This window comes from Actinoplanes oblitus, assembly GCF_030252345.1.
In the GTDB taxonomy this organism is placed as follows: domain Bacteria; phylum Actinomycetota; class Actinomycetes; order Mycobacteriales; family Micromonosporaceae; genus Actinoplanes; species Actinoplanes oblitus.
This window is the reverse complement of record NZ_CP126980.1, coordinates 4,190,500-4,212,120: the sequence shown is the minus strand read 5'-3', so window position 1 is coordinate 4,212,120 and position 21,621 is coordinate 4,190,500. Positions and strand designations below refer to the sequence as shown.

Genomic DNA, 21,621 nt, shown 5'->3' with positions numbered 1-21,621 from the left:
GCGTTGTCAGCCCACATCAGGGTCAGCTCGGGGTTCTGCTCACTCTTGGGGGCCGTCTCCCGTTCGCGCCAACCGCTCGCGACTCAAATACCGGACCGGCTTGCCGAGCGACTCCGCGTAGGCAATCTCCCGTCGGGTTGACTCACCTATGTAGCCGCCCGGATCCACGATGTATACCTCGTCGGCCATGCGGATCTTTTGGAAGTGCACGCGGCCGAGCCGCCCCTTTATGTCCGAGCTGTCGACTGTCCAGTCGTAGTCCGGCAGATCGGGGAGGCTGAACATCCCGAGGCTGATCACGACGCAACCCTGCATCGTGAGCCGCTGGTTGACCTCCGCGAACTTAGCCTCAAACTTGGTCGAGCCGCAGAGCGTGATGACCTTCGCCTCGCCCTCGACCGGCCGCGGCGCCTGCTGATCCTCCATGAGGATCATGATCGATGACTGGGCAGGACACGTCTATCGCCGCTCCGGGACGTCTGCTCATAGCCGCGAGCCGGGCGTCTTCGGGTGCCGAGCTGATCAGGCGGCGATGAGCTTGGGCACTGCGGCCCGTCGACTATCCGCGCGGGTAATCCGGCGGGTCCATCAGAGTGATGTTTGGCTGTCACTCAACAGCCGGCTCCGGCGACGCGCCACGCGGGGCCGGATCGTCACGCCATAGGACCCACTCCTGCGACACCTCGCGAGGAGTGGTCCTGTGCCGGCAAAGATGTCGGCCCTGCCGACAGGGTGTTACTACTGGCGCTGACCTGGTCAAACGCGGTCACGGTCGGCCTGCTCAAGCGACACGTTAACGACCCTCTGGCCACATCCTGGCGACACAGGAGCCCACAGCTCGTCCGCAGGTCCCGGCGCCCAGGCCCGCGCAGCGCTACCGCGCAGGTCAGAGGCTAGTAACACCCCCGGGATGGGGTGTTACTAGCGCTCGGAGATCCGGGCAGCGCGCCGTCCAGCAGCGCCCGCCGGCTACGCCGCGACGGGCGGCCGCGGGCGCCGTGCTCCTCGGCGGGGAACGGATTGCCCCACCGGGTAGACCGGTCGACGCGCACCGCGTCCGGATGCTCGGCACGCCACCGGGCCCGCCAGGTCATCTGCGCCCCACCCCGCCCGGCATCGCTCAGGTGCGCCTCCAGCACAGCTGACGGCGCGGGGCCGGGACCCGCTGATATCGGCCCCGCCCGCTGCCTCCGAGCACCAGCCTGCCGGGCCGGGGCGACGACCGGCTCGGTAGCGGCCACCGGAGTCATACCCTGGCCAGCATGCCCGGCCCGCCCGCCGGCCCCGTCGATTGGGCCGGGATCACCTCACGGCTACGGCCCGGCGATCACACCTGCACCACCCACGGCGTGGTCGTCCCGCAGCCCGCGCCGATCGGCGTGCCGATCTGCCCGCACTGCCAGCACCTGGTCGACGTCGTCAGCGATATCCGTTGATTTTTCCGCCAGGACTACGGGAACCCCTACAGCTACGAATGCCGTCTGACTGGAGGAACGGATCGCGACGAGGGAGCCTGCGGCCGCGCGCACGATCCGAGAGGGAGCCCCGAAGGCGATCGGTGTCCTTTCGCCGGCCGGCCCGAAAGGTTGGCGAGTCAGAGGACCTGGTAGCTCTGAACGCTGAAACATTCCGGGTCACGGTCGGTTCCGCCAGAGGGGATCGCCTGTGCGTAGCCGTCCCGCCAGTCGAAGGAGACGTGCGGTGATCCCGTGCGATGTGCCGCTGAGGCCACCCTCGTCAACTCCCCCAGGGTCGGCAGTGCCGTGACGTCCTTCATGGATCCCGGAACATCGATGAGGACCTTCACACTGACGACGCGGCGGTGCAGGACCTCAATCGCCCAGGCCGGGCCCAGCAGGTGTGCATTCGATGGAATCACACACGGCAGCTTGCCCAGATCGAACCGGTAGTGGTCGGGCTCGCTCCAGCCGACCACCGGATCCGACGACGAGACGGCCACGACCGGCCGCACCGCGTGCTGCGGTGACCGCGCGGCTGATTTGGCACCGGTGGCCGTCATGACGCCGGCCACCGCCGTCCCCGTGACCACGACCGCTGCGACGGCGGCAATCACTACCTTGTTCATCCAGCACCTCTCCACCACGACGACAGTGGTGATTGAGACGTGCTGCACGGGTCCCGGGATCCCCGCCAGGGGACTTCGTTTTGCCGGAAACCGTCCCCTCAATCCGCGAAATGCGGAGCCGACCGGAATACGCCGGAGACCGGCAATAGGACGGCGACCTCGCTGGTCAACGGTCGGTGAGGAGGCTGTTGACGGCGGCTTCGCGGTCGGCGTCGCTGTAGATGCCCGAGCCGCTCCAGCCGACTGTGAGCTGTCCCATGCGAGTGACCGTTGAAGGTTTGGCTAACGGACAAGATCACCGCTGACCGGCCTCTCTCAACCCCGCGCGCCAAGGGGCAGCCCGCCTGCCGGGATACGAGCGGGGGCGGTCTGCGCGGTGAGAGGGGTGGTGCGTTTCTGTGATGAGGGCGCTCGTTTCGGTCTCGGGTTACGGCCCGGGCGGTGGGTGCGGAGGTTCAGTCGAGGTCGCTGTAGTGCTGGAGCAGGGTGGCGATCTGCTGGGCTACTGTGGTGAGTTCGGTGAGCCGGTCGTCGGTGAACTGATGGGGTTCGGTGGCGAGGATGCAGTGGGCGACGGTGACGGGGACGCCGGCTTAGCTGTTGATTCCGTCGATGGTGACCAGGGGGTTAGCCTCACGCAGGACGACCGACCGCGTCGTCGTGAAGCTTCCCGCAGTCACCGACCTTCCTTCTGCCGCTTCGGGATGTCGTTGATTTTCGTTGGAAGCTACAACCGGGCCGACAAGCGGTCGCGCCGCTGGCGTTATCAGCCGGTTGACAGCGTTGCCATTGATTTCGGGCAGATAACTACGTGAAGGCCCAGTAGGGCCGGCCCAGCCTTACCGCTGCTACGCCGGGCAGATGCTCGACCTCGGCCATCAGCGCCGGCAACCTGTTCGGAGCGGACACGGCGACCTCCCAGAAGTACGGCAGCCGGTTGCCGGAGTCACCGGACAGCCGTCGGCCGTCGCAGTACGCGTACCGGTACTCCACGCTGGTCGGGTCGTGGTGGAAGGACGAGGCACCGGCGCCCCATACCCGGTTGATCGCGGCCTCGGCCAAATTGCGTTGCTCATTGGTCGAGTCCTGATAGACGAAGACACGGGCCAGATTACTGCCGGCTGCGTCCTCGGCGGACGGGTTCGGCGGTGGTCCGGATGGCGTACACGATCCGCGTAGCCAGGTCGGCACGCCGCTCGCCGCGCCCAGCATGACCACCGTCAGGGCCGCCCACACGGCGACCTGCACGCGGCCCGGCAGGGCCGCCGAAATGACTGCGGCGAGCGCCGGGGCCAGCACGAAGAGGGCCAACCCGTCGTGCAGATTCCACAGCATCGCCCAGAACGCCTCGTCCTCGGGCCGTGGCGTCGGCGGGTAGTACCCGCTGGCGAGCAGGACCGCGAGCGTCGCCACGACGAGCGTGAGCCCGGCGAAGACGGCACCGAAGCCGGTCCGGAGGAGGTCGCCCTCGCTGCGCCGGCTCGCCCAGCCGAAGATCAGCCAGCCGGTGGCCGCGGCGAGCCCTCCGCCCGCCACGGCCACCCAGGGCAGCCACGACGGCGCGGACGCGCGGCTCAGTTCGAAGCTGGTCACGCCGTCGGAGTCGTACCAGGGGCGATCCGGCACGTAAAAGCCGGAATAGGTAAGGAAGAGCCCGCCCCGAGTCGCCGAGAACTCGACCGACTCGCCGTCCGCAGCGCCGTCCTGGATCAGCCAGCCGGCTGCGGCCAGCCGGTCACGGGCGCCTCGTGCGTACGTGTGCACGTCCCGGGTCTGCACGGTGTGCCTCACCCAGTAGTCGACGGAGCCGTACTGCGACGTCCATTCCGCGTCGACGTTCTCGTCGAAGAGCCGCGCGTCGCCGCCGCCCCACACCTGCTGGCCGGGGAAGACGGTGGCAGCGAGCGCCGCGGGCTGCGCGCCGACCGGTAACGACGGCGCGAACTCCCAGCCGACCCGGGTCGCGGCGGCCGCGCCGAACAGGCCGCAGACCAGCGTGACCAGAGTGGCCAGTACGACCACCCCGGTGCTCTTCGGGCGGCCCAGCCGGGCGCGCAATCCGTGCCGGACCAGATTGCCCACCTCACGGGCGGTCGGCCGGGCACGCTCCGGCGGCGCGCACTCGAGCAGGGTGCCCAGCAGCTCGGCCCGGCGTGGTCCGGGCGGATAGAAGCGCACCCAGCGGGTGTACCGGCGGGCCAGGCGGCTCACGCCGATACCAGACCCAGGCCGAAACGACGGCGGGCCGCGAGTTGGGCGGTCGCCGCCTCGGCGCTCGCTCGCCGCCGCTCGGCCTCCGCGTCCAGTGCGGCGGCGCCGTCGCTGGTGAGCCGGTAGTAGCGTCGGGGTCGGCCGTCCACGACTTCCTGCCGGTCCGGCTCGACCAGGCCCTGTGCGGTGAGCCGGTCGAGCGCGGCATACAGGGTGCCGGCTTGCAAGGTCAGGTAACCGGTGGAGAGTCGGGCGACCTCCTGAATCACCCCGTAGCCGTGCCGGGGTTCCGGGGCCAGCGCGGTGAGAATCCAGAACGTGGGTTCACGCATGGGTGCGGACATGCCGACCAATATAAAGATGATCTTTCTATGAGGTCAATCCGTCGATCAGCGCCAACCGGCCTTCACGTAGTTTTCTGCGCGAAGTCAACGGCAACGCTTGTCGACATCGGCTCTGACCAGAGTTGCCGTTGGTTTTTCGCTGATTGCTACGGCGAGGCCTCTTCCCCGGCCGGCTTCCCAGCCGCCCGATGAACCCCTACGCCCTCGCCGGCCTTCTGCGCCGCCACGGCATTCCCACCGCCGCCAGCCGAAACACCGCTCTACTCAGCCTCGCCGCCGAACTACCCGCACCCGTGCTCGCAACCCTGATCGGACTGGCGCCCAGCACGGCCGACGACTGGAGCCGGTGGGCCAGGACCGATTGGAGCGCCTATCCCCCAGCAGCATCAGCCGCGGCCGCCAGCCGTTGTAGGCAGGCTGGTGCACGCTCAGGTCGATCCGCAGCTCGCTGACCGCCTCGATCAGCTCCTGCACCACCGCCTCAACCTTCGCGTTCGCCGCCGCGGTGCGCTCCCGCTCGCGTTGCTTCTCCCCGTACCGCTGCGTCATCCGGATGCCGCCGAACCCTGCCACGATGGTGAACACGCCGGTGCACACCGCGATGACGATGTTCGGCAACGTGGGCGTCAGGGCGGTCAGCACGCCGGCGACAACGGTCATGGTCAACAGGATGAGACCGCCTGTCGGCTCCCATCCAGCAGGGGTGCTCTCCACACCCTTCCCGGCCCGGAACCCGCCCCGTCTTGCGGTGTGAGTGGCGGGCGTTTGCTTCCGGTGGCGAAGGGTTCGGGGCGTAAGTCTGAGCCGGGGCCGCGGCGGTGACGGCGTGCTGCCGAAGGACGCGAGCTCGACGCACTGCGAACGGGCTTCCGATCTGCCTTGCGACCATGGGTCCGGACTTGGTCCGGTCGGATCGGCGCCGCGTCGGGCTTGGGATCATCTCCGTACGCGAGTCGGACGGTTCCGATTACCGGGTTGCTGTGTTCGTACGCTGCCTGACGTAGGCGCTTACAGTCACCGTTGTGCGGAACCCCCGCTGACCTGCATGAACACAGGACATCGGGGATTCTCTGCGTATCGGACGGTGATTAGATCTTGTACAGCACCCGGGACGGGCCGAGCACTGTACTTCCGCCATTCGTAAGAATGACCTCGATCTGGTTGGCACCGCCCGCAACGTTGGCCGCGGCGTCAATGTCGAACCGGAAGTTCCCGCTCGCTTCTCCGTAGTTGCAGTCGGCTTCGCGGTTATCGCCGAGCTGGGTCAGCTTGTTGTTGGAAGCATTGAGCGCATACGCAACAATGATGATGCCCCGACACTCGTGAGCGGGAATGCGAATATCAACTCCGACATGGACACTGCGGTTGTAGAAGGTGCCGAGAGCGTTAACGGCAGTGGCACCCCAGGTCCAGTGAGCACTCGCAGTGGGATAGGCCGCTGCAGCGGGACCGGTCACGCCGCCCACCATCGCGATGGCGGCGACTGTCGACGTGGCAACCGTACGGGCCACACGAGAAATAACAGTCATCAAATGTCCCCGTTCTCGAACATACTGGCGGGCGTCAACCTACCAGAGTTGATCTTTCCGCTCTACCGCGACGACGTGCAGGCGATGCTGCACGGCCGCCGCCTCGGCACTGCCGAGCAGGAGGCGATGGTCACCGCGCTGTGAACACGTTTGTCACTGCCGAAAGCAGCACGAGCAGCACCGCTTCCACCAGCAGCAACCACCACCGAGGACGCCTACCCCGCCGGATCCTGACCCGTCACACCTCAAGAATCCCAGCCGATGCGCCATGCGGCATCACACCAGCGCCGCCTACCCGTACAGACAAGCCCGCCCGTTCCACTTCCGAAAACTGGAACGTTCCGGTTCCAAGGAAGTGGAACGGCATCCAGGATTGCGGCTTCACCGCTTCAGTACGCTGGCCAAATTCTTCTGCACCACTCGGGTGGTCGGGTGGTCGTAGCCGAGCACCCGCCGACAGCCGGCCAAGGCCTGCTCGAACAGCGGGATCGCCCGGCCCAGATCCCCGGCTGTCTCATAGGCGCCAGCAAGGTTGTTCACCGAGGTCAGCGTGTTCGGATGGTCGTCGCCGAGCACCCGCCGACGGTCGGCCAGGGCCTGCTCGTACAGCGGGATCGCCCGGTCCAGATCCCCGGCCGCCCGGTAGGCGTAGGCGAGGTTGTTCACCGAGGTCAGCGTGTCGGGGTGCTCGTCGCCGAGCACCCGCCGACAGTCGGCCAGAGCCTGCTCGCACAGCGGAATCGCCCGGCCCAGATCCCCGGCCGCCCGGTAGGCGTAGGCAAGGTTGTTCACCGAGGCCAGCGTCTGCGGATGGTCGTCGCCGAGCACCCGACGACAGTCGGCCAGAGCCTGCTCGTACAGCGGGATCGCCCGGCCCAGATCCCCGGCCGCCCGGTAGGCGTAGGCGAGGTTGTTCACCGAGGTCAGCGTCTGCGGGTGCTCGTCGCCGAGCACCCGCCGCCGGTCGGCCAGGGCCCGCTCGAACAGCGGAATCGCCCGGCCCAGATCCCCGGCCGCCTGGCAGGCGGCGGCGAGGTTGTTCACCGAGGTCAGCGTGTTCGGATGGTCGTCGCCGAGCACCCGACGACAGTCGGCCAGAGCCTGCTCGAACAACGGGATCGCCCGGCCCAGATCCCCGGCTGTCTCGTAGGCGCCGGCGAGGTTGTTCACCGAGGTCAGCGTGTCGGGGTGCTCGTCGCCAAGCACCCGCCGGCGGTCGGCCAGGGCCTGCTCGTACAGCGGGATCGCCCGGCTGATGACGCCTTGATCGTGCAGAAAGTTCGCGGCTTGGTTGTAGAGCAGGCTGGCGGCAGCGTCGGGTTCGGTGTGGTTGCGGTTGTGCTGGGCGAGAGCTTCGATGTGCGGTGTCATGACCCGCCAGGCAGGCCAGTTCTGCGGGGTACGCCAGTCGTCGGGTATCGCGGCCTGCATCTGCGCGATCGCGCGGCTGCGTGCGGTGCGGATGTCGTGGGGTTGCCGGTGCGGGTCGTCCGGGTCGGGAATGCGTGCGACGGCTTGGACCAGCCGGTGCACGCTCACGGTGTCCTCGTCGGCGGTGATCATGCTGTAGGCGGCGAGGCGGCCGATCGCCCGAGCGGTCGTGGCGGGGTCGGCCAGCCCGTCGAGCAGGATGCGGGGGATGGCATCCGGGGCGTACCAGGCCAGGATCCGCAGGATGTCGCCGGCCAGCGGGGTATCGGTGAGCTGGTTCAAAGTGACCCGCCATATCCGGGCGATGGTGCGCTCACCGGCACCTTCACCGCCGTGGGCGAACATCGTGGCGGGATACTGCTTCAACAGCTGAAGGTAGGCACCGGTGGACTGCCCCGTTTCGGCAAGGTAGGCCGCGGCCTGTTCCACCGCCAGTGGCAGACAGCCCAACTCCCGGCACACCTGCTCAAGCCCGTCGGCGTCGCGGTCACGGCCGCTGCTGGCCAGGATCAGTCGCATCGCCTCGACGGCGTCATCGAGGTCGAGCACATCCAACGCGATCGCGGTGGCGATACCCGCCCAGCCGGTCGCCCGCCGGCTGGTGACCAGCACCCGGCCGGTACCGACACGAGCCAGCAAGCGGGCGACGTCACCCGGGTCGTTCACGTTGTCCAGGACCAGCAGCCACCCGTCGTGCGAGGCCAGCCACTGCAACGCCCGTTCCCGCAGAACCTCCAGCGACAGGCCGCCGGGTAGCTCGGTCTGCAAAGCGGTGGCCAACTCGACCAGCCCGGCGTCGATACCGGCCGTCGTGTCGGCGTCGATCCACCACACCGGCCGGTACCGGTCACGGTGCTGCCACGCCCACCGCGCGGCCAGCGTGCTCTTACCCACCCCGCCCAACCCGTGCACGGCCTGGACCACCGCAGTCCCTGGCTCGGCCAGTACATCATCGAGCTGCTTGAACTGCGCGCCACGGCCGACGAACACCCCCGGCGCGACCGCCACGTTGACCAACCCGTCCGGTGCCGGCACCTCAGCCGGCGGAGGCGGCGCCGCCGGCGGAGGCGGCGCCGCCGGCGCGGCGTACTGCGTGATGGTGGCACCGTCGCCGGTCGACACGATCCCGCTGATGCTGCCCGCCGTCACCGACCGCGACCCCACCGGCGGCACCGAAGCAGCCGGTGTCTGCAGCTCCCTGCGTTGCCGCACCAGGCCGATCACGATGGTCAACACGGCCAGGACCCCGAACGACACACCCATCCACAGCAGGTTGTGCGCCCACTTCCATCCGTCTGGCAGCAACCCTGTGAACACGTTTGTCACTGCCGAGAGCAGCACGAGCAGCACCGCTTCCACCAGCAGCAACCACCACCACCGAGGACGCCTACCCGCCGGATCCTGACCCGTCACACCTCAAGGATCCCAGTCGATCGCACCAGCGCTGCGTACCCGCACAGACAAGCCACGCCCGTTCCACTTCCGAAGACTGGAACGTTCCGGAACCAAGGAAGTGGAACGGCCTTTGCCGTCGGAACGGCTGCTATTGCAGCAGATCCGCAAGCTTGTGTTTTAACCTTTGACTCTAACTCAGCGTCGCTGTGAACCGGCTGGAGCGGCCCTCTGCAGCTGGCGGGTTGGCTGTACCGTCTGGCGGATGCGCCGTACCGAGCTCGTCCGTGTCCGACAGTTGGAGGCTGCCCTCGCTGTCCGGGAGACGGACGGCCGCGCCGACGACCTCGAAACGGTCGACATGCGAAATCGCCTCATCGAGGCCTACGCGCAGCTCCCGGACATGGACGACGACCCGTCGCCATGGAAGGAGTTGGCTGCCGGCCAGGCAGCCAAGGTGCTCGACAGCCGGGCGCGAGTTCTCGGTCCGGACCACCGTGACACGCTCACAGCTCGCTTCGAACTGGCGTTCCGGCGCTACCACCTTGTCATGGACGCCGATGATGGGGAGCTGGCCAACACCGGGCACCAAGAACTGGTAGCTGCGCTGCGTGGCGTCGCCGATGACCGAGCTCGTGCTCTCGGGCCCACTGATCCGGACACGCTGCACAGTTGGGAGGCCCTGGCGCGTCAGTACCCGGAGGCGGAACAGCGGGAGCTGCGGGAGCTGCGGGAGCTGCGGGAGCTGCGGGAGCTGCGGGAGCTGCGGGAGCTGCGGGAGCTGCGGGAGCTGCGGGAGCTGCGGGAGCTGCGGGAGCTGCGGGAGCTGCGGGAGCGAACCGTGCACGGTTGGCAGCAGGTGCTGGCCGAACGAGAGCAACGGCTCGGGCCCGAGGACCCACTGACGCTGCAGGCTCTGCTCACCCTGGCCGGACTATTCGAGCAGTGGTATCGAAAGCAATGTGCTGCGGAGATCAGCGGCCTTCGAGTGCGGGCAATCTCCGGCTGGGGGCGGATCGCCGCCGACCGGATTCGCCGGCTCGGGCCGTTACACCCGCACACCGTGGAGGCCCGCGAACGGCAATACCGGTTGCACTATCTCCCGGAGATGGACCGCGAGGACGCGGTGCGGCTGGCTGCGGAGATCGCCGCGGATCACGAACGGCTACTGGGCCCCGGAGACGCTCGGACAGTGCGAGCGCAGACAGAGCTGCTGCGTGCGAACGGTTTGCCGACCAACCCGGCGCTGGAAAGCATTGCCTACGCCGAGCGGCTCCTTGAACAGGCAGGTGCCGCGCTCGGCGAGGACCATGACGACGTTGCAATTCTTCGATATCTGTTGGCCACCTGTCATCTGATGGCCGGCCGAATGGAGGCTGTCGAAAAGCTCCGGAGATGTCATCCGTCGGATGACGAAGAGGACTATTTCATCTGGAACGGTCCCGGCAGCGAGACAGAGTCAGCCTCAACCGGACGCTGACGTGGTCCTGCTGGCGGACGTCGTCCCGGCTGGGTCGAGCCGATGCACCGCGACAGGATGATCTTCCCCTCGACGTCTGCTTACCCGGCGGCCCGGGTGAGGAGCCGAGCCCGGCACAAATGGGGACCGGCCTGGACCTGTTTATTTCAGCTGGCGACGATGTTCCGGTGGCGTTGCAGGGCGTCGGCCATGACGTCGGCTGCCTGCTGCAGCACGACCAGCTGGTCGTCGGTGAAGTGGTGCGGGGTGTCGGCGAGTACGCAGATGGCGCCGACGATCTGGCCGGCGACGGCGACGGGATAGCCGGCGTAGGCGCGTAGCCCGTCCATGGTGACCAACGGGTTGCGGGACTCGACCGGGTGCAGGGTGGTGTCGGGCACGATGTACGGCCTGCCGGACGTGACGACCCGTGAACAGAGCGCCCATTCGACGGGAGTGCCGCCGGCTTCGGCGAGGATGCCGGTCAGACCGTATGATCCGGCGGCGACCTGCGCCATGCCGAGCACGATTGAGGCCATGCCGGTGGGCATGCCGGTGTGCTGGGCGGTGGCCGCCGCAAGCGCGTCCAGCTCGGCGTGCAGGGCCGGGCTGTCGAGGTCGATGCTGGCCAGTATCCGGATACGGTCAGCAGCGTTGATCATACCCGTGGGGTCGGTCGAGAGGTTCATCGCTGTTCTCCCTGGATGGTGGTGGTACGCCCGGCGGGGATACGGCGTGGGGCAGGCATGCTCGGCGGTGCCACGACAGCGGCGTGCAGGGCACGGTAGGTGATCAGGCGGATCCGCGCGCCCCGGCCGGCAACGCGTACGTTGTTCCCGAGTTCCATCATGGCGTCGCTGACCGCGATCAAGTCCTCGATCCTGCTCACCGGTTGGGCGAACCCGAGCTGGCGGCAGAGCATCGCCCACACGTTGCGCGCCGCGTCGGCACCCATGGTCTTCGCGAACTCGGCTATCAGCGCTTTCTCGGTGGGTTTGTCATAGTTCCATCCGGGGATGGTGGTCATCGGGTAGCTCCCGTAGTGAGGTGACGGCCAGGACCCCCTTATCGGCGGTTACGCTGCCTGGTTGATAGCCGCCGACCGTGGCGTGCTGGTGGGGTGTGCCGTGGGGCGACCTCCGTCGTATCCGCGGCCGCACACCCACCGGCCCCGGACGCGCCGGCGGCCGATCTCGTCGCGGACCGGGCAGCCAGCGAGGAACAGCAGGTCGGCACACCATTCTCGATCTGATCGGCGCTCACCTGCAGCAGGCTGATCCCGGCCGCGTTACCAAGCCACGCTGGCACGGTCACCGCTTCGACCTGCGGGGCACCATCCTCGACGGCGGTGACCTCACCGGCATCACCCTGCCGGCCGGTAGCACCCTTCTCCTGGCTCGCGCGCAGTTCATCAGCGGCACCGTGACCTTCGCCGGCGCGCATTTCGCCGGCGCACCATGACCTTCTCCGACACAAAGTTCGCCGACGTACCGTGCGGTTCTCCCCGCGGGGTTCACCGGCGGCACCGTGACCTTCTTCGGCGCACATTTCGCTGGCGGCACCGTGGACTTCTCCAAGGCGGAGTCGGCGCCGCAGCATGCAGATGCCGGCAGGTGGCTGGCTCGTGTTGACGGTGGGCCGATTGAGCCAGCCCGGCGCCTTGCTGCTTTGCGCGTCGCCGCCTATCCGATGGCCTGCACGAGGTGCTGGTATTGCAGGTCAAGGTGTATCTGGAACCGGGATCCCATCCCCAGGACGGCGCCTGGCGCGCGCTGCACCCGGGCCGCCCAGATCAGTAGGTAGCGCTGCTGTCCTTCTAGGTCGTCCCAGGTACGACGCCAGGCGTGCAGTCCTTCCTCCACCGCTTGCTGTGCGCCGGCCGGCGCGGTGTGGGGCAGGTCGAGCACCACGTGCACTTGGCCGGCGTCGCGGTCTTCATGGCGGTGAGACCAGAGGTGGCGGGCCGCCTGTTGCACTGCTGCCGGGAACCGATCTCTCGCGAGGATGACGAGCTGCTTCGGGTGGGTGATCTCGACGGTGTCGTGTCCGTGCCTCATCGGCTCGCCTTTCTGCTTGGTGAGGCTGCGGTCTCAGACCAACTTGATGTGGTGCTCACGCATCCAGGTGTCGACCTCCAGCAGGTATCCGGCCCGCAGCATGGTGGTCCAGTCGGATAGGTCGCGGTCGTGCCGGTCCAGCATCGTGGTGATGCGCTGGGGGTCCACCATTTGCAGCAGTGGTGAGCTCGGGTTGCGCAGCACCTCCCGCAGTTGAGCCCACAGGGCTTGCTGATATTGCGGGGTCTGTGCCGCTGGGTATCCGGACTTGCGGCGCCACGCCACCGAAGGCGGCAACAGGTCCGCTACTGCCCGCCGGAGCACCCCTTTCTCCATTCCCAGGGCCTGTTGCATCTGCCAGGGGATGTTCCAGGCGTACTCGACCAGGCGGTGGTCGCAGAACGGCACGCGGGCCTCGACTCCGGCGGTCATGCTGGTGCGGTCCTTGCGGCGTAGCAGGAAGCTCAGGTAGTGAGTGATGGTCAAGTGGGACACCTCGCGCATGCGCCGCTGCAGCCCTACCTCTCCGGCCAGCCGGGGCGTGTGAGCCACGGCCTGCCGGTATCGGTTCTGCAGGTAGGCCTGCGGGCGGATCCTTGCGATCGTTTCGGCGGACAACAGCTGGTGCATCGGCAGGTAAGTGCGCAGCTGCCAGGGGAAGCCTTGGTACTGCTGCTCCTGCGGGGACTGGTGGAAGGCGTATCCGCCGAACAGTTCGTCGGCGGATTCGCCGCTGAGTACGACGGGGTATCCCTCCTGCTTGATCCGCTGGAAGAGCAGCAGCAGCGAGGCGTTGATGCAGGGCAGGCTGGGCAGGTCCATGGCATGCACGCCGCGGTGATGTACCTCGAGGAGATCTTGGGTGCTCACCTCGTGGGTGATGTGACGCGATCCGATCTGCGCCGCCACGGTCAGCGCGTGCGGCGTGTCCCGGTCGCGGTGAAACGTCGACGAGGCGTGCGCCTGGTCGCTGGCGCCGGCGTAGTCGATGGTGAAGGTGGCTAGCGAGCCTGTGCGTCTGCGGGCGGCCAGAGCCGCGACGGCGCTGGAGTCCAGGCCGCCGGAGTTGAGCGCCGCTACCGGCACATCGGCCTGTAGTTGCTCGTGAACCGCCTGGTCTAGCAACTCACGAACGTGGGTCGCGGTCTGGGCCAGGTCGTGCTCGTGGGGCCGGCTCTGCAGGGCCCAGTACCGGCGCAGGTGGAGCCCGTCTCTGCCGTACCGCAGCAGGTGGCCCGGTTGCAGCTCTTGGATCGCGCGGAACGGGGTCAGTCCCGGGGTGTAGTTGGGCACCATGCAGAACAGCTCCGCCACCCCCTGGTCGTCGACCTCGGGGAAAACTCCGGGATGCCGCAGGAGCGCCTCGATCTCGGAGCCGAACGCGATTCCCGCGGTGAGTTCGGCGTAGTACAGCGGCTTGACGCCCATCCGGTCGCGGACCAGCAGGAGTTCCTGAGTGCCCTCGTCCCAGATCGCGAAGGCGAAGATGCCGCGCAGCCGGTCGACGCAGGCGGCACCCCACTCCACGTATGCCCGGAGCAGCACTTCGGTGTCGGACCGGGTGGTGAAGTGGTGTCCCCGGCCTTCGAGTTCTCGTCGCAGGCTCCGGTGGTTGTAGATTTCGCCGCTGTAGGTCAGGGCCACCTGAAGCCCGCCTGCCCCTCGGGTGGTCATCGGTTGCTGGCCGCCGGCGAGGTCGATGATGGCCAGCCTGGTGTGCCCGAGTGCAGCGTGCCGGTGCACCGAGATCCCGTGGCCGTCGGGGCCGCGCGGGATCAAGGTGGCGACCATCGCGCTGATCTGGTCACGGTGATCGGCTGCGCCTGGATCGTGAAGGTGCCAGTCCACGTACCCGGTGATGCCACACATGCGTTCCTCCGGTCGGGTCAACTGAGCGCTCCCGGCACCCGAGCGTCGTGGCCGGGTGGTGTACCGCGGTGAACGGCTTCCGGTTCCGCCGCAGAGCCGGCTTCTGCGGCGGGTCTATCGAGGCAGCGGACGGTGTTCAGCGGCGGTGGGAGCGGATGCGATCAGCGGTGGCGGGTCGTGGTGGTTCGCAGGCCCCAGCCGTAGGGGTAGAGCGGCTGGTAGTGGCGGTCGCCGACGTTGATGGGGACCTGCTGGGTGGTGGCCGGCCAGGTCACCGGGAGCTTGCCGGTGAACGGCCGACGGCCGAACAGGGTGTCGGCGACGCCGGTGCCTTCGCTGCCGGGTAGCCAGGAGGCGACCAGGGCGTCGATCTTGCCGAGTTGGTCGGTGATGATCTGCGGGCGGCCGGAGACGACCAGGACCACACACCTGGTGACCGCGTCGCAGACCTTGTCGATGGCGGCTTTGTCGACTGGTTGCAGGGTGAGCGATTTGGTTTCCTTCTGTGCCTCGGTGCCCCACGGCCAGGCCGGGCCGCCGACGTCGCCGTAGCCTTCGGCGTACGGGGTCTCCCCCACCACCACGATGCCGACGTCGGCGCGACCGATGGGTGCGGACGCGTCCGGGCTGTAGGTGACCTGGGCTCGCGGGGCATCCCGGCGGATACCGTCGAGGATGGTGGTGCCGGGGATGGTGTCGCCGGAGCGGCCCTGCCAGTCGAGGGTCCAGCCGCCGGCCTGGTTGCCGATGTTGTCGGCGTTGCGGCCGGCCACGTAGATTCGCGCGTCCGAGCGCAGCGGCAGCAGGTTGCCGGTGTTCTTCAGCAGCACCTGCGATGCGGCGACGGCCTCGCGGGCCAGGGCCCGGTGCGCGGTGCTGCCCACCTGGTCGACGCGGTCGGTGGTGGCGAACGGCTTGTCGAACAGGCCCAGCTTGAACTTGCTGGTCAGGATCCTGGACACGGCGTCGTTGATCCGGGTCATGCTGACCCGCCCAGCGTTGACCTCGGCCTTGAGTAGGGTCTCGAATCGCTCGGCGGTGTTCGGCTCCATGAACATGTCGCTGCCGGCGTTGACCGCCGTGCGCACCTGCGCGGCGGTTGGCAGCGGCGTGTCGGCGGTAGCGGCCGGGTCCGGGATCTGGTGGATGCCTTCCCAGTCGGTGATCACGAATCCGTCGAAGCCGAGCGTGCCTTTCAGCGTGCCGGTGAGCAGTTCCTTGTTGGTGTGCATCTTGATCGGGTTGCCGACCCCGTCATCGGTCCAGTCAATGCTGGAGAACGACGGCATCACGGCGCCGGCGCCGGCACGCACACCCGCGATGTACGGCGGGAGGATGGTGCGGGCGAAGTCACGGCGGCTGATGGTGGTGACGCCGCGGTCGATCGGGGAGCCGCTGTCGCCGGTGCCGTAGCTGGTGTTGCCGTCGCCGGCGTAGTGCTTGATCGTCGCGAGGACCCGGTCGGGGCCGTTGAGCTGGGAGGTCTTGCGGCCCTGCAGTCCGGTGACCGCGGTGGTCATTTGGGTGACCAGTTTCGGGTCTTCGCCGAAGGACTCGTAGGAGCGGCCCCAGCGTTCGTCGCGGGTCACGCACACGCAGGGCGCGAAGTCCCACGGGACCCCGGTGGCGCGGACCTCGGCGGCGGTGGCGTGATAGACCCGTTCGACGAGTTTCGGGTCGCGGCTGGCGCCGAGGCCGATGTTCTGCGGGAAGATGGTGGCGCCGTAGACGTTGCCGTGGCCGTGGACGGCGTCGACGCCGTAGATGATCGGAATCTGCAGCGGCGTGGCCAGGGCCGCCTGCTGGAACGTGTTGACCATCTGTACCCAGGCGGCCGGGGTGTTCGAGGCCGGCACGGATCCGCCGCCGGAGATCACCGAACCGAGCCGCCACGACGCGATCCTGGTGGTGTCGTCGGTGACGGCGGCACGTTCGGCCTGGGTCATCTGGCCGATCTTGTCGTCCAGGCTCATCCGGGACAGCAGGTCAGCCACCCGCCGCTTGACGCTCAGCTTCCTGTCGAGGTACGGCAGGCCGTTGGCGTTGATCACCACGGTCGGGCCCGCACCGACGGTGACCCCGGCTGTGGTGGGGCTCAGCGCGACGGGGATCGTCTCGGCGGTCTCGGCGCTGCGGTCGCGGCGTACCGGGATGCGGATCGTCTTGCGAGCGCCCGGGGTGCTGTCGGCAGCGAAGGTGATCATGCCGGTCACGGCCGTGTAGTCGGTGCCGGCGGTGGCGGTGCCGGTTCCCGTCCGGTACCTCAGTGTGGCCGGGCCGGCAAGGGGCTTGTTGTCGCTGGTGCCCAGGACGAAGGTGACGGTCGCCGACTGGCCCTCGCTGGCCTGGATGAAGGTCTGGGCTGCGGTGACGGTGGCCGTCTGTGTGTCGGCGGCAAAGGCCGCCTGGCCGTACAGCAGTGTGGCGCCGATGAGACCGGTGGTCACAGCGGCGGTGCGGCCGCGTGATAGCCGGCCCCGACGTCGATGGTGTGCGGGCATGCCGTTCCTCTCTTCGGTGACAGGTCAGCCAGTGGGGACAGGCAGCAGCTCTCGCATTGGCAAGATGGCCGGCCTGGCGCGCGGGTGGATGGGCGAGCTAGTCAGGTCGTCGCGCGTCAGGCGCCGGCCTGAGCGCGTCGCGGAGTTCCGGCGGGCGCCACCGCTGGCTGTCCCTTCTCGCCAGCGGGCCGTCCCCCTCAACCAGCGGTGGCGTCCCCCGGGAATGACCTTGCCGGTTCGTGATCGGCTCGGGAAGTTGTCTCCGGTTGTCGCCGGTTGCCGCGCCGCACGTGTTGTGCCCGGCTCCGGAGCCGGATCGCTGATGCACCCGTCGCCGTTGCCGAGGCAGGTTCATATGCACGCCAGGCTTCTCGTGAACCGCATCTGCTGCCCGGGTGAGCGCTATCCAACGGTTACGTGGCCTGTCGTAGATCGCTCGGGGCAACAGGGTGACGTGGCAGTAGCGCGGCCGCGTACTGCGGCGGGAATACGGCGTTCATACTTCGTTGCGAGCCGGCAAGGAAGGAACGCGTGGATGATCGTGCGACGAAGTGAGGTCTCCGGCACCGACGCTGCCGAAGCCGCCCTCGTGGCCTTTGCGCGTGCGCACATTGAATTCGTGGACGCCCACCACCGAGGGCCGCAGGGCTGGAGGTACGCGACCAAGGAGCATCTGCTGCTCGATATCGGCCGCCTTCATACCGCCGGTCCGCTGCCTGATGGGATCGACAAGATGCCGGATCAGTTCTGCTACAGCAATGCGGCTGCGGTCGCTCGCCGACGGGGATTGCTGTACGCCGAGGGCATCGCCGCTTTCAGTGTGTCCGGCACGGTGTGCTGTCTGGCTCATGGCTGGTGCGTCACCACGGATGGGATAGCGATCGATCCAACGTGGGATCCCGGAACTGGGCTCGCCTACCTGGGCGTCGCGATCAGCGATGAGTCGCTGTGGCCGACGGAAGAAAATTTCGGGGTCTTCGATGACTACGCACGGGTCAGTTCACTGCTGGCAAACGGGTTCGCCCCGCAAGCGGTCGCCGCGCTGGGCCGTGAGATACCTGCCAGGCCGTGAGGACGCTGCCGGGCTGTTGCGCCCGTCAGCGAGGCACCGACAGCCGCGGGACACCGTCGGCAAGGCACGCCGCCGCGGACTGATAGCGGGTCGACCAGGGATCCGAGCAGGCCGACAAGGACCTCATCTGCACCTGGACCACTCGAGGCCTCCTTCGCCTCCTGCTCCTGGCTGACTAGGGCACGAGGCAGCGCCCCGCCCCGGCTCGATCGCGGGCATCGGGCCTCGGCCGCTGGACGTGGGTCTCCGTGCGGGGCTACCGTCGAGACGGGCACGGCGGCGGTCGCCTTCCGGACGCACCAGATGTCCGGTGAAGGGTTCACAACTCCAGCCGCACGCGAAAACCGCCGCCCCGTGGATAACCACGGGGCGGCGTTCACGAACCGCGGCCCTGACCACAGTCGCGGGCTCGGCACTGCTGGTCGCGGCCGAATACGCGGTGCGCACGCTGAACGTCTCCTGGTAGGCGGAAGGCTCGGCACAACTCGGGTGGTCCGTTCTGCGCGGCAACTCGTACGCGCCCGCCGACGTAATGGATGTCGGTGCCAGGCAAAGACCGTGTTCTCAAGCCGCCGTGTCGGCCGGATCGCTCGGGGCGGGCCAGGGGTGCCATTGCGTGGGCGGAAGACCCCTGGCCCACGGGGCAGACTACTTCTCACCCACCGCGCGGGCCGGTTTTCGGCCTTGTCCAGTGACTCCAGGAACCCGACGCCCATGCCGATCCCGTCGTCCGGATGCCGGCGTCCGCGCGAACCGCGGAAAGTGGCGTGCGCTGTTGCTGTTACCGGCGGCGTACCGGCGAGGCGGTTGGCGGCCCTCCAGCGGGGCAGCACATCCCAGGCCCGGTCGCGGCGCTGATCACTCCTCATGTGGGGCCGTCGCGTGCCGCCGGTTCGGTCACGGCGCCGGCCGAGGGTGGCTGGCGGTGGTGGTCAGCAGTTCGTTCGGCTCACGTAGTCGGCCTGGTTGCGGTAGGGGTTGACGTCGGCGATGGTGCGCCGCGTGGTGCCGGCGGTGAACAGCACTGTATCGACGCTGCCGGCTTCGTTGAGGAAGCCGACGGTGCCGCTGCTCATGTTGTAGTGCACGGACTCCGTCCGGTTGCGCCAGCCCCACGTGCCGAGGTCCTGCCAGCCGCAGCTGGAGAGTCGGCCGCGCGGGTAGGTGTAGTTGACGCCGTCGTAGAAGCAGAACCAGCCGGACGGGCAGTCGGCTGCGGCGAGGGCGTGTCCGGCTTGGGCGCGGGTGACGGTAACGATGAAGGTGCCGCCGCCGTAGGCGATGTCGCGGTCGCTGATCGGTGTGCCGCCGGGGTGCTCGTGCAGGTATGCGGCCATCGCGGCTCGCGTGGTGTCGGCCGGGTAGGCGGCTGCGGGCTGGGCGCTGAGCGTGGCTGCCAGGACGCATGTCGTGATCAAAGCAGCAGTCTGCAGGTAGCGCAGGCTGAAGCGATTCATGAGCGACCCCCGTTGTCATTCAGCTCGACAAATGTCAATAGCAGGAACCCTATCAATTCTTGAACATCAATTGGAGTGCATGAATGTGCCGAGATGGGAGCGGGTTTGCATCAGCTGCAGGTGCCACCATTTCGCCCGTTCGAGTGAAGATCCATAATTGATGATCTTGATCTCGGTGCCGCCTTTCGGAACGCTTAGGTATCGGTCTTGTCACGGTCGTTGCGGCGCGGCGGATTCGGAACGGCGCCGCGTACTTAAGGGGTGAAGAGTCTGCCCGGATCGGGCGGCGTTGCCCGTGAAGAGGAGCGCGTTGGACGGCAGCGAAAGATCAGCGGAGATCGAAAGGGCATGGTCGGAGCACAAGGACATGCTCTGGCGTACTGCGTTCGGGATCCTCCAGGACCGGCAGAAGGCCGAGGACGCGGTCCAGGACACCGTGGTCGCGATGGCTAGGCACCTGCGCCGCTACAAGAGGCCGCCGGACTCCTGGCGCGCGTGGCTGACCACGGTCGTCACCCGCCGGGCGCTCAACATCAGATACCGCCGCCTGACGTTCTGGGGCTGCGATCTGGATGCGGTCCCGGTTGGCAACGACCCCACCTTCGAGGCCGTGTACGGCCGCGAACAGCGGGAACGGATCTTCGCGATCGCCGGCGACCTGCTGAGTAAGCGTGACCGGGCGGTGCTGGTCCTGCGGGCCGACGGCTTCGGCAACGCCGAGATCGCCGCGGCGATGAAAACGACGCCGAAGGACGTCTCCAACAGGTATTGCCGCGCCCTGGCGGTGCTGCGACGTGCGATGGCAGCGCCCGACGCCGCCGGGCCGGGCCTGCCGAGACCGACTACGACGAAGGGAGCCAAGAACCATGTCCGTCCCGGGGCCTGATCCCGTCCGCCGCGGCTACACCGACCTGGAGGTGGTCCCCCTGCACGTCGCCGCACTGAGTCCACCACCCGGCGAACCGCAGGATCCACCGGCGACGTTGTCGCTCACCGCCGCGCAGATCGTGGCCGGGGTGCGCCTGCGGCGCCGCCGTGCCCGGCAGGCTCTGCTGCGCACGATCACCCGACAGGCCGCCGTATTCGTTACGGTCCTGGTCGCGCTCGCCGGCACCTGGGCGATCGTCGACCGCCGCCCACCGGGCGCCGTGCCGTCGGCCTCAGCTCCAGCGGGCGGCGTGTGGTTGCTGCCGCTACCCGAGCCCGGGCAGTGGCGCGACGCCCGGGCAGAACTGACCACGCTGTCCCAGACGGTGGCGAAACTGTCCACGCCAGCCAACACCGGCCGCTACACCTATACCCGCACCCGGGTCTGGGCGCGGGAGGCGACCGCTGGGCACGACGCGGTGACCGTCCATGACGAGCAGCGCTGGTGGACGCCGCAACAGGCCGGCCGCCAGACCCGTACGAGCGTGCCCGGCTGGAGTCCCGGCGAGGATCCCGGTCCGATCCGGCCCCCGGATCCCGGCCAGGACGTCTCCTACGGGGATGGGCAGATGCCGGTGGTGGCGCCGCGGTTGGCGGACAACGTGTTCCAGGTGTCCAGCCAGCTCGCCGAGCAGCAGGATCCCGCGGACGGCCCGCAGGCCACCCTGCGCGCGGTCCGCGAGGTGTTCCGGTTCCACGACCCGAGTCCGCAGCAACGGGCCGCGCTGCTGCAGGCACTCGCCGACACTCCGGCCGGCCTGAAAGTCGCTGGAATAGTCGACGGCGGAATCGGTCGGCGCGGCTTAGCCGTGGTCGCCGACAGCCAGCAGGGCGCCGTCCGGGACATCGCCGTGTTCGACCCGCGGACCGGCCGGATGCTCGCTTATGACACGGTCTGGTTGCGGCCTCCGCCGGGTGTCAGAATCCCGACTCCTGCCTTGTCGGACTCTCTGCTATTCATTGATGCGACCCACACCAGCAGCCCCGGCTGACGAGGCTGCGCCGCGCCCCCCAAGCTGCACGACCTGTCACGCACGCTGCACCAACCGTTGAGTCACTTCGGTGAATCGGGGAACCACTCGGCCGCTGCTGCACGCTAGCGGCGGCCACGGGGTGAATCCGGCTGACCTTGGCCGGTAGGGCCTGCTTCCTGCCCGAACCCGTCAGCTAACCCGGTAGGCGGTTTCCTTCTTCAGGAAGACACATACATGCACGCGAAGTTCCACGCTGGCCGTTTGCCGGTCGCCGCGACGCCGTCTGGTCCGCCCGGATCGGGCGGCGTCGTC

20 protein-coding genes and 1 riboswitch are annotated in these 21,621 nt (G+C 68.2%); of the genes, 7 read left to right on the top strand and 13 right to left on the bottom strand.

Annotated features, from left to right (window positions below):
- Positions 1-39 precede the first annotated feature (39 nt).
- On the bottom strand, positions 40-426 hold the full coding sequence (locus Actob_RS18935; RefSeq protein WP_284921577.1) for a hypothetical protein: 387 nt from the start codon (positions 424-426) through the stop codon (positions 40-42).
- 836 nt (positions 427-1,262) lie between these two features.
- Here Actob_RS18935 and Actob_RS18930 point away from each other — a divergent pair.
- Positions 1,263-1,436, top strand: coding sequence for a hypothetical protein (locus tag Actob_RS18930; protein ID WP_284921575.1), 174 nt, complete (start codon positions 1,263-1,265; stop codon positions 1,434-1,436).
- A 158-nt stretch (positions 1,437-1,594) separates the two neighbouring features.
- Here Actob_RS18930 and Actob_RS18925 read toward each other — a convergent pair whose 3' ends face one another.
- On the bottom strand, positions 1,595-2,086 hold the full coding sequence (locus Actob_RS18925) for a hypothetical protein (protein ID WP_284921574.1): 492 nt from the start codon (positions 2,084-2,086) through the stop codon (positions 1,595-1,597).
- A 473-nt stretch (positions 2,087-2,559) separates the two neighbouring features.
- Here Actob_RS18925 and Actob_RS18920 point away from each other — a divergent pair, with 473 nt between their 5' ends.
- Entirely contained in the window at positions 2,560-2,901 is a 342-nt protein-coding gene (locus tag Actob_RS18920) for a hypothetical protein (RefSeq protein WP_284921573.1), read from the top strand.
- On the opposite strand, the gene Actob_RS18915 is transcribed toward Actob_RS18920, so the two are convergent.
- The 4 genes from Actob_RS18915 to Actob_RS18900 all read right to left on the bottom strand — a co-directional run bounded on the left by Actob_RS18915 (position 2,894) and on the right by Actob_RS18900 (position 6,170).
- Positions 2,894-4,297, bottom strand: coding sequence for a hypothetical protein (locus Actob_RS18915; RefSeq protein WP_284921571.1), 1,404 nt, complete (start codon positions 4,295-4,297; stop codon positions 2,894-2,896). The two genes, Actob_RS18920 and Actob_RS18915, sit on opposite strands and share 8 nt — an antisense overlap.
- Complete coding sequence (locus tag Actob_RS18910) at positions 4,294-4,641, bottom strand: PadR family transcriptional regulator (RefSeq protein WP_284921570.1); 348 nt, start codon at positions 4,639-4,641, stop codon at positions 4,294-4,296. The genes Actob_RS18915 and Actob_RS18910 overlap by 4 nt, the downstream gene beginning before the upstream one ends.
- A gap of 264 nt (positions 4,642-4,905) precedes the next feature.
- Entirely contained in the window at positions 4,906-5,301 is a 396-nt protein-coding gene (locus Actob_RS18905) for a hypothetical protein (RefSeq protein ID WP_284921569.1), read from the bottom strand.
- Positions 5,302-5,729: 428 nt separating this feature from the next.
- Positions 5,730-6,170: a hypothetical protein gene (locus Actob_RS18900; RefSeq protein WP_284921568.1), complete on the bottom strand. Its 441-nt coding sequence runs from the start codon at positions 6,168-6,170 to the stop codon at positions 5,730-5,732.
- A gap of 3 nt (positions 6,171-6,173) precedes the next feature.
- On the opposite strand from Actob_RS18900, the gene Actob_RS18895 reads away from it, so the two are divergent.
- Positions 6,174-6,314, top strand: a complete 141-nt coding sequence (locus Actob_RS18895) for a hypothetical protein (RefSeq protein ID WP_284921567.1) — start codon at positions 6,174-6,176, stop codon at positions 6,312-6,314.
- 237 nt (positions 6,315-6,551) lie between these two features.
- Here Actob_RS18895 and Actob_RS18890 read toward each other — a convergent pair whose 3' ends face one another.
- Positions 6,552-8,960, bottom strand: coding sequence for a tetratricopeptide repeat protein (locus Actob_RS18890; RefSeq protein ID WP_284922345.1), 2,409 nt, complete (start codon positions 8,958-8,960; stop codon positions 6,552-6,554).
- A 298-nt stretch (positions 8,961-9,258) separates the two neighbouring features.
- Between Actob_RS18890 and Actob_RS18885 the strand changes: the two genes are divergently transcribed.
- Entirely contained in the window at positions 9,259-10,473 is a 1,215-nt protein-coding gene (locus Actob_RS18885) for a tetratricopeptide repeat protein (protein WP_284921566.1), read from the top strand.
- Between the two features lie 146 nt (positions 10,474-10,619).
- Here Actob_RS18885 and Actob_RS18880 read toward each other — a convergent pair whose 3' ends face one another.
- The 5 genes from Actob_RS18880 to Actob_RS18860 all read right to left on the bottom strand — a co-directional run bounded on the left by Actob_RS18880 (position 10,620) and on the right by Actob_RS18860 (position 16,825).
- Positions 10,620-11,141, bottom strand: coding sequence for a GAF domain-containing protein (locus Actob_RS18880; RefSeq protein WP_284921565.1), 522 nt, complete (start codon positions 11,139-11,141; stop codon positions 10,620-10,622).
- A complete protein-coding gene (locus Actob_RS18875; RefSeq protein WP_284921564.1) occupies positions 11,138-11,479 on the bottom strand; it encodes a hypothetical protein in 342 nt (113 codons plus the stop codon). The genes Actob_RS18880 and Actob_RS18875 overlap by 4 nt, the downstream gene beginning before the upstream one ends.
- Before the next feature lie 655 nt (positions 11,480-12,134).
- Positions 12,135-12,509, bottom strand: coding sequence for a hypothetical protein (locus Actob_RS18870; RefSeq protein WP_284921563.1), 375 nt, complete (start codon positions 12,507-12,509; stop codon positions 12,135-12,137).
- A 33-nt stretch (positions 12,510-12,542) separates the two neighbouring features.
- Complete coding sequence (gene asnB, locus Actob_RS18865; RefSeq protein WP_284921562.1) at positions 12,543-14,378, bottom strand: asparagine synthase (glutamine-hydrolyzing); 1,836 nt, start codon at positions 14,376-14,378, stop codon at positions 12,543-12,545.
- 161 nt (positions 14,379-14,539) lie between these two features.
- Positions 14,540-16,825 (bottom strand): glycoside hydrolase family 3 protein, encoded by a 2,286-nt coding sequence (locus Actob_RS18860; RefSeq protein ID WP_284921561.1) that lies wholly within the window; start codon positions 16,823-16,825, stop codon positions 14,540-14,542.
- A 589-nt stretch (positions 16,826-17,414) separates the two neighbouring features.
- Between Actob_RS18860 and Actob_RS18855 the strand changes: the two genes are divergently transcribed.
- Positions 17,415-17,951 (top strand): hypothetical protein, encoded by a 537-nt coding sequence (locus Actob_RS18855; RefSeq protein WP_284921560.1) that lies wholly within the window; start codon positions 17,415-17,417, stop codon positions 17,949-17,951.
- Between the two features lie 932 nt (positions 17,952-18,883).
- Here the strand turns inward: Actob_RS18855 and Actob_RS18850 are convergent.
- Positions 18,884-19,408: a peptidase inhibitor family I36 protein gene (locus tag Actob_RS18850; protein ID WP_284921559.1), complete on the bottom strand. Its 525-nt coding sequence runs from the start codon at positions 19,406-19,408 to the stop codon at positions 18,884-18,886.
- A 367-nt stretch (positions 19,409-19,775) separates the two neighbouring features.
- On the opposite strand from Actob_RS18850, the gene Actob_RS18845 reads away from it, so the two are divergent.
- Together Actob_RS18845 and Actob_RS18840 are read left to right on the top strand one after the other, a co-directional pair.
- The gene (locus tag Actob_RS18845; protein WP_284921558.1) at positions 19,776-20,294 is read left to right on the top strand and encodes an RNA polymerase sigma factor; all 519 of its coding nucleotides are present in this window, start codon (positions 19,776-19,778) and stop codon (positions 20,292-20,294) included.
- On the top strand, positions 20,275-21,327 hold the full coding sequence (locus Actob_RS18840; protein ID WP_284921557.1) for a hypothetical protein: 1,053 nt from the start codon (positions 20,275-20,277) through the stop codon (positions 21,325-21,327). The genes Actob_RS18845 and Actob_RS18840 overlap by 20 nt, the downstream gene beginning before the upstream one ends.
- A gap of 45 nt (positions 21,328-21,372) precedes the next feature.
- Positions 21,373-21,532, top strand: a riboswitch (cyclic di-AMP (ydaO/yuaA leader).
- Positions 21,533-21,621: the final 89 nt, after the last annotated feature.

Coding starts and splice junctions, on each gene's coding strand:
- Actob_RS18935 (WP_284921577.1), bottom strand. CDS start 426: ATGGAGGATCAGCAGGCGCCGCGGCCGGTCGAGGGCGAGGCGAAGGTC.
- Actob_RS18930 (WP_284921575.1), top strand. CDS start 1,263: ATGCCCGGCCCGCCCGCCGGCCCCGTCGATTGGGCCGGGATCACCTCA.
- Actob_RS18925 (WP_284921574.1), bottom strand. CDS start 2,086: ATGAACAAGGTAGTGATTGCCGCCGTCGCAGCGGTCGTGGTCACGGGG.
- Actob_RS18910 (WP_284921570.1), bottom strand. CDS start 4,641: ATGTCCGCACCCATGCGTGAACCCACGTTCTGGATTCTCACCGCGCTG.
- Actob_RS18905 (WP_284921569.1), bottom strand. CDS start 5,301: ATGACCGTTGTCGCCGGCGTGCTGACCGCCCTGACGCCCACGTTGCCG.
- Actob_RS18900 (WP_284921568.1), bottom strand. CDS start 6,170: ATGACTGTTATTTCTCGTGTGGCCCGTACGGTTGCCACGTCGACAGTC.
- Actob_RS18895 (WP_284921567.1), top strand. CDS start 6,174: ATGTCCCCGTTCTCGAACATACTGGCGGGCGTCAACCTACCAGAGTTG.
- Actob_RS18885 (WP_284921566.1), top strand. CDS start 9,259: ATGCGCCGTACCGAGCTCGTCCGTGTCCGACAGTTGGAGGCTGCCCTC.
- Actob_RS18880 (WP_284921565.1), bottom strand. CDS start 11,141: ATGAACCTCTCGACCGACCCCACGGGTATGATCAACGCTGCTGACCGT.
- Actob_RS18875 (WP_284921564.1), bottom strand. CDS start 11,479: ATGACCACCATCCCCGGATGGAACTATGACAAACCCACCGAGAAAGCG.
- Actob_RS18870 (WP_284921563.1), bottom strand. CDS start 12,509: ATGAGGCACGGACACGACACCGTCGAGATCACCCACCCGAAGCAGCTC.
- asnB (WP_284921562.1), bottom strand. CDS start 14,378: ATGTGTGGCATCACCGGGTACGTGGACTGGCACCTTCACGATCCAGGC.
- Actob_RS18855 (WP_284921560.1), top strand. CDS start 17,415: ATGATCGTGCGACGAAGTGAGGTCTCCGGCACCGACGCTGCCGAAGCC.
- Actob_RS18850 (WP_284921559.1), bottom strand. CDS start 19,408: ATGAATCGCTTCAGCCTGCGCTACCTGCAGACTGCTGCTTTGATCACG.
- Actob_RS18845 (WP_284921558.1), top strand. CDS start 19,776: ATGCTCTGGCGTACTGCGTTCGGGATCCTCCAGGACCGGCAGAAGGCC.
- Actob_RS18840 (WP_284921557.1), top strand. CDS start 20,275: ATGTCCGTCCCGGGGCCTGATCCCGTCCGCCGCGGCTACACCGACCTG.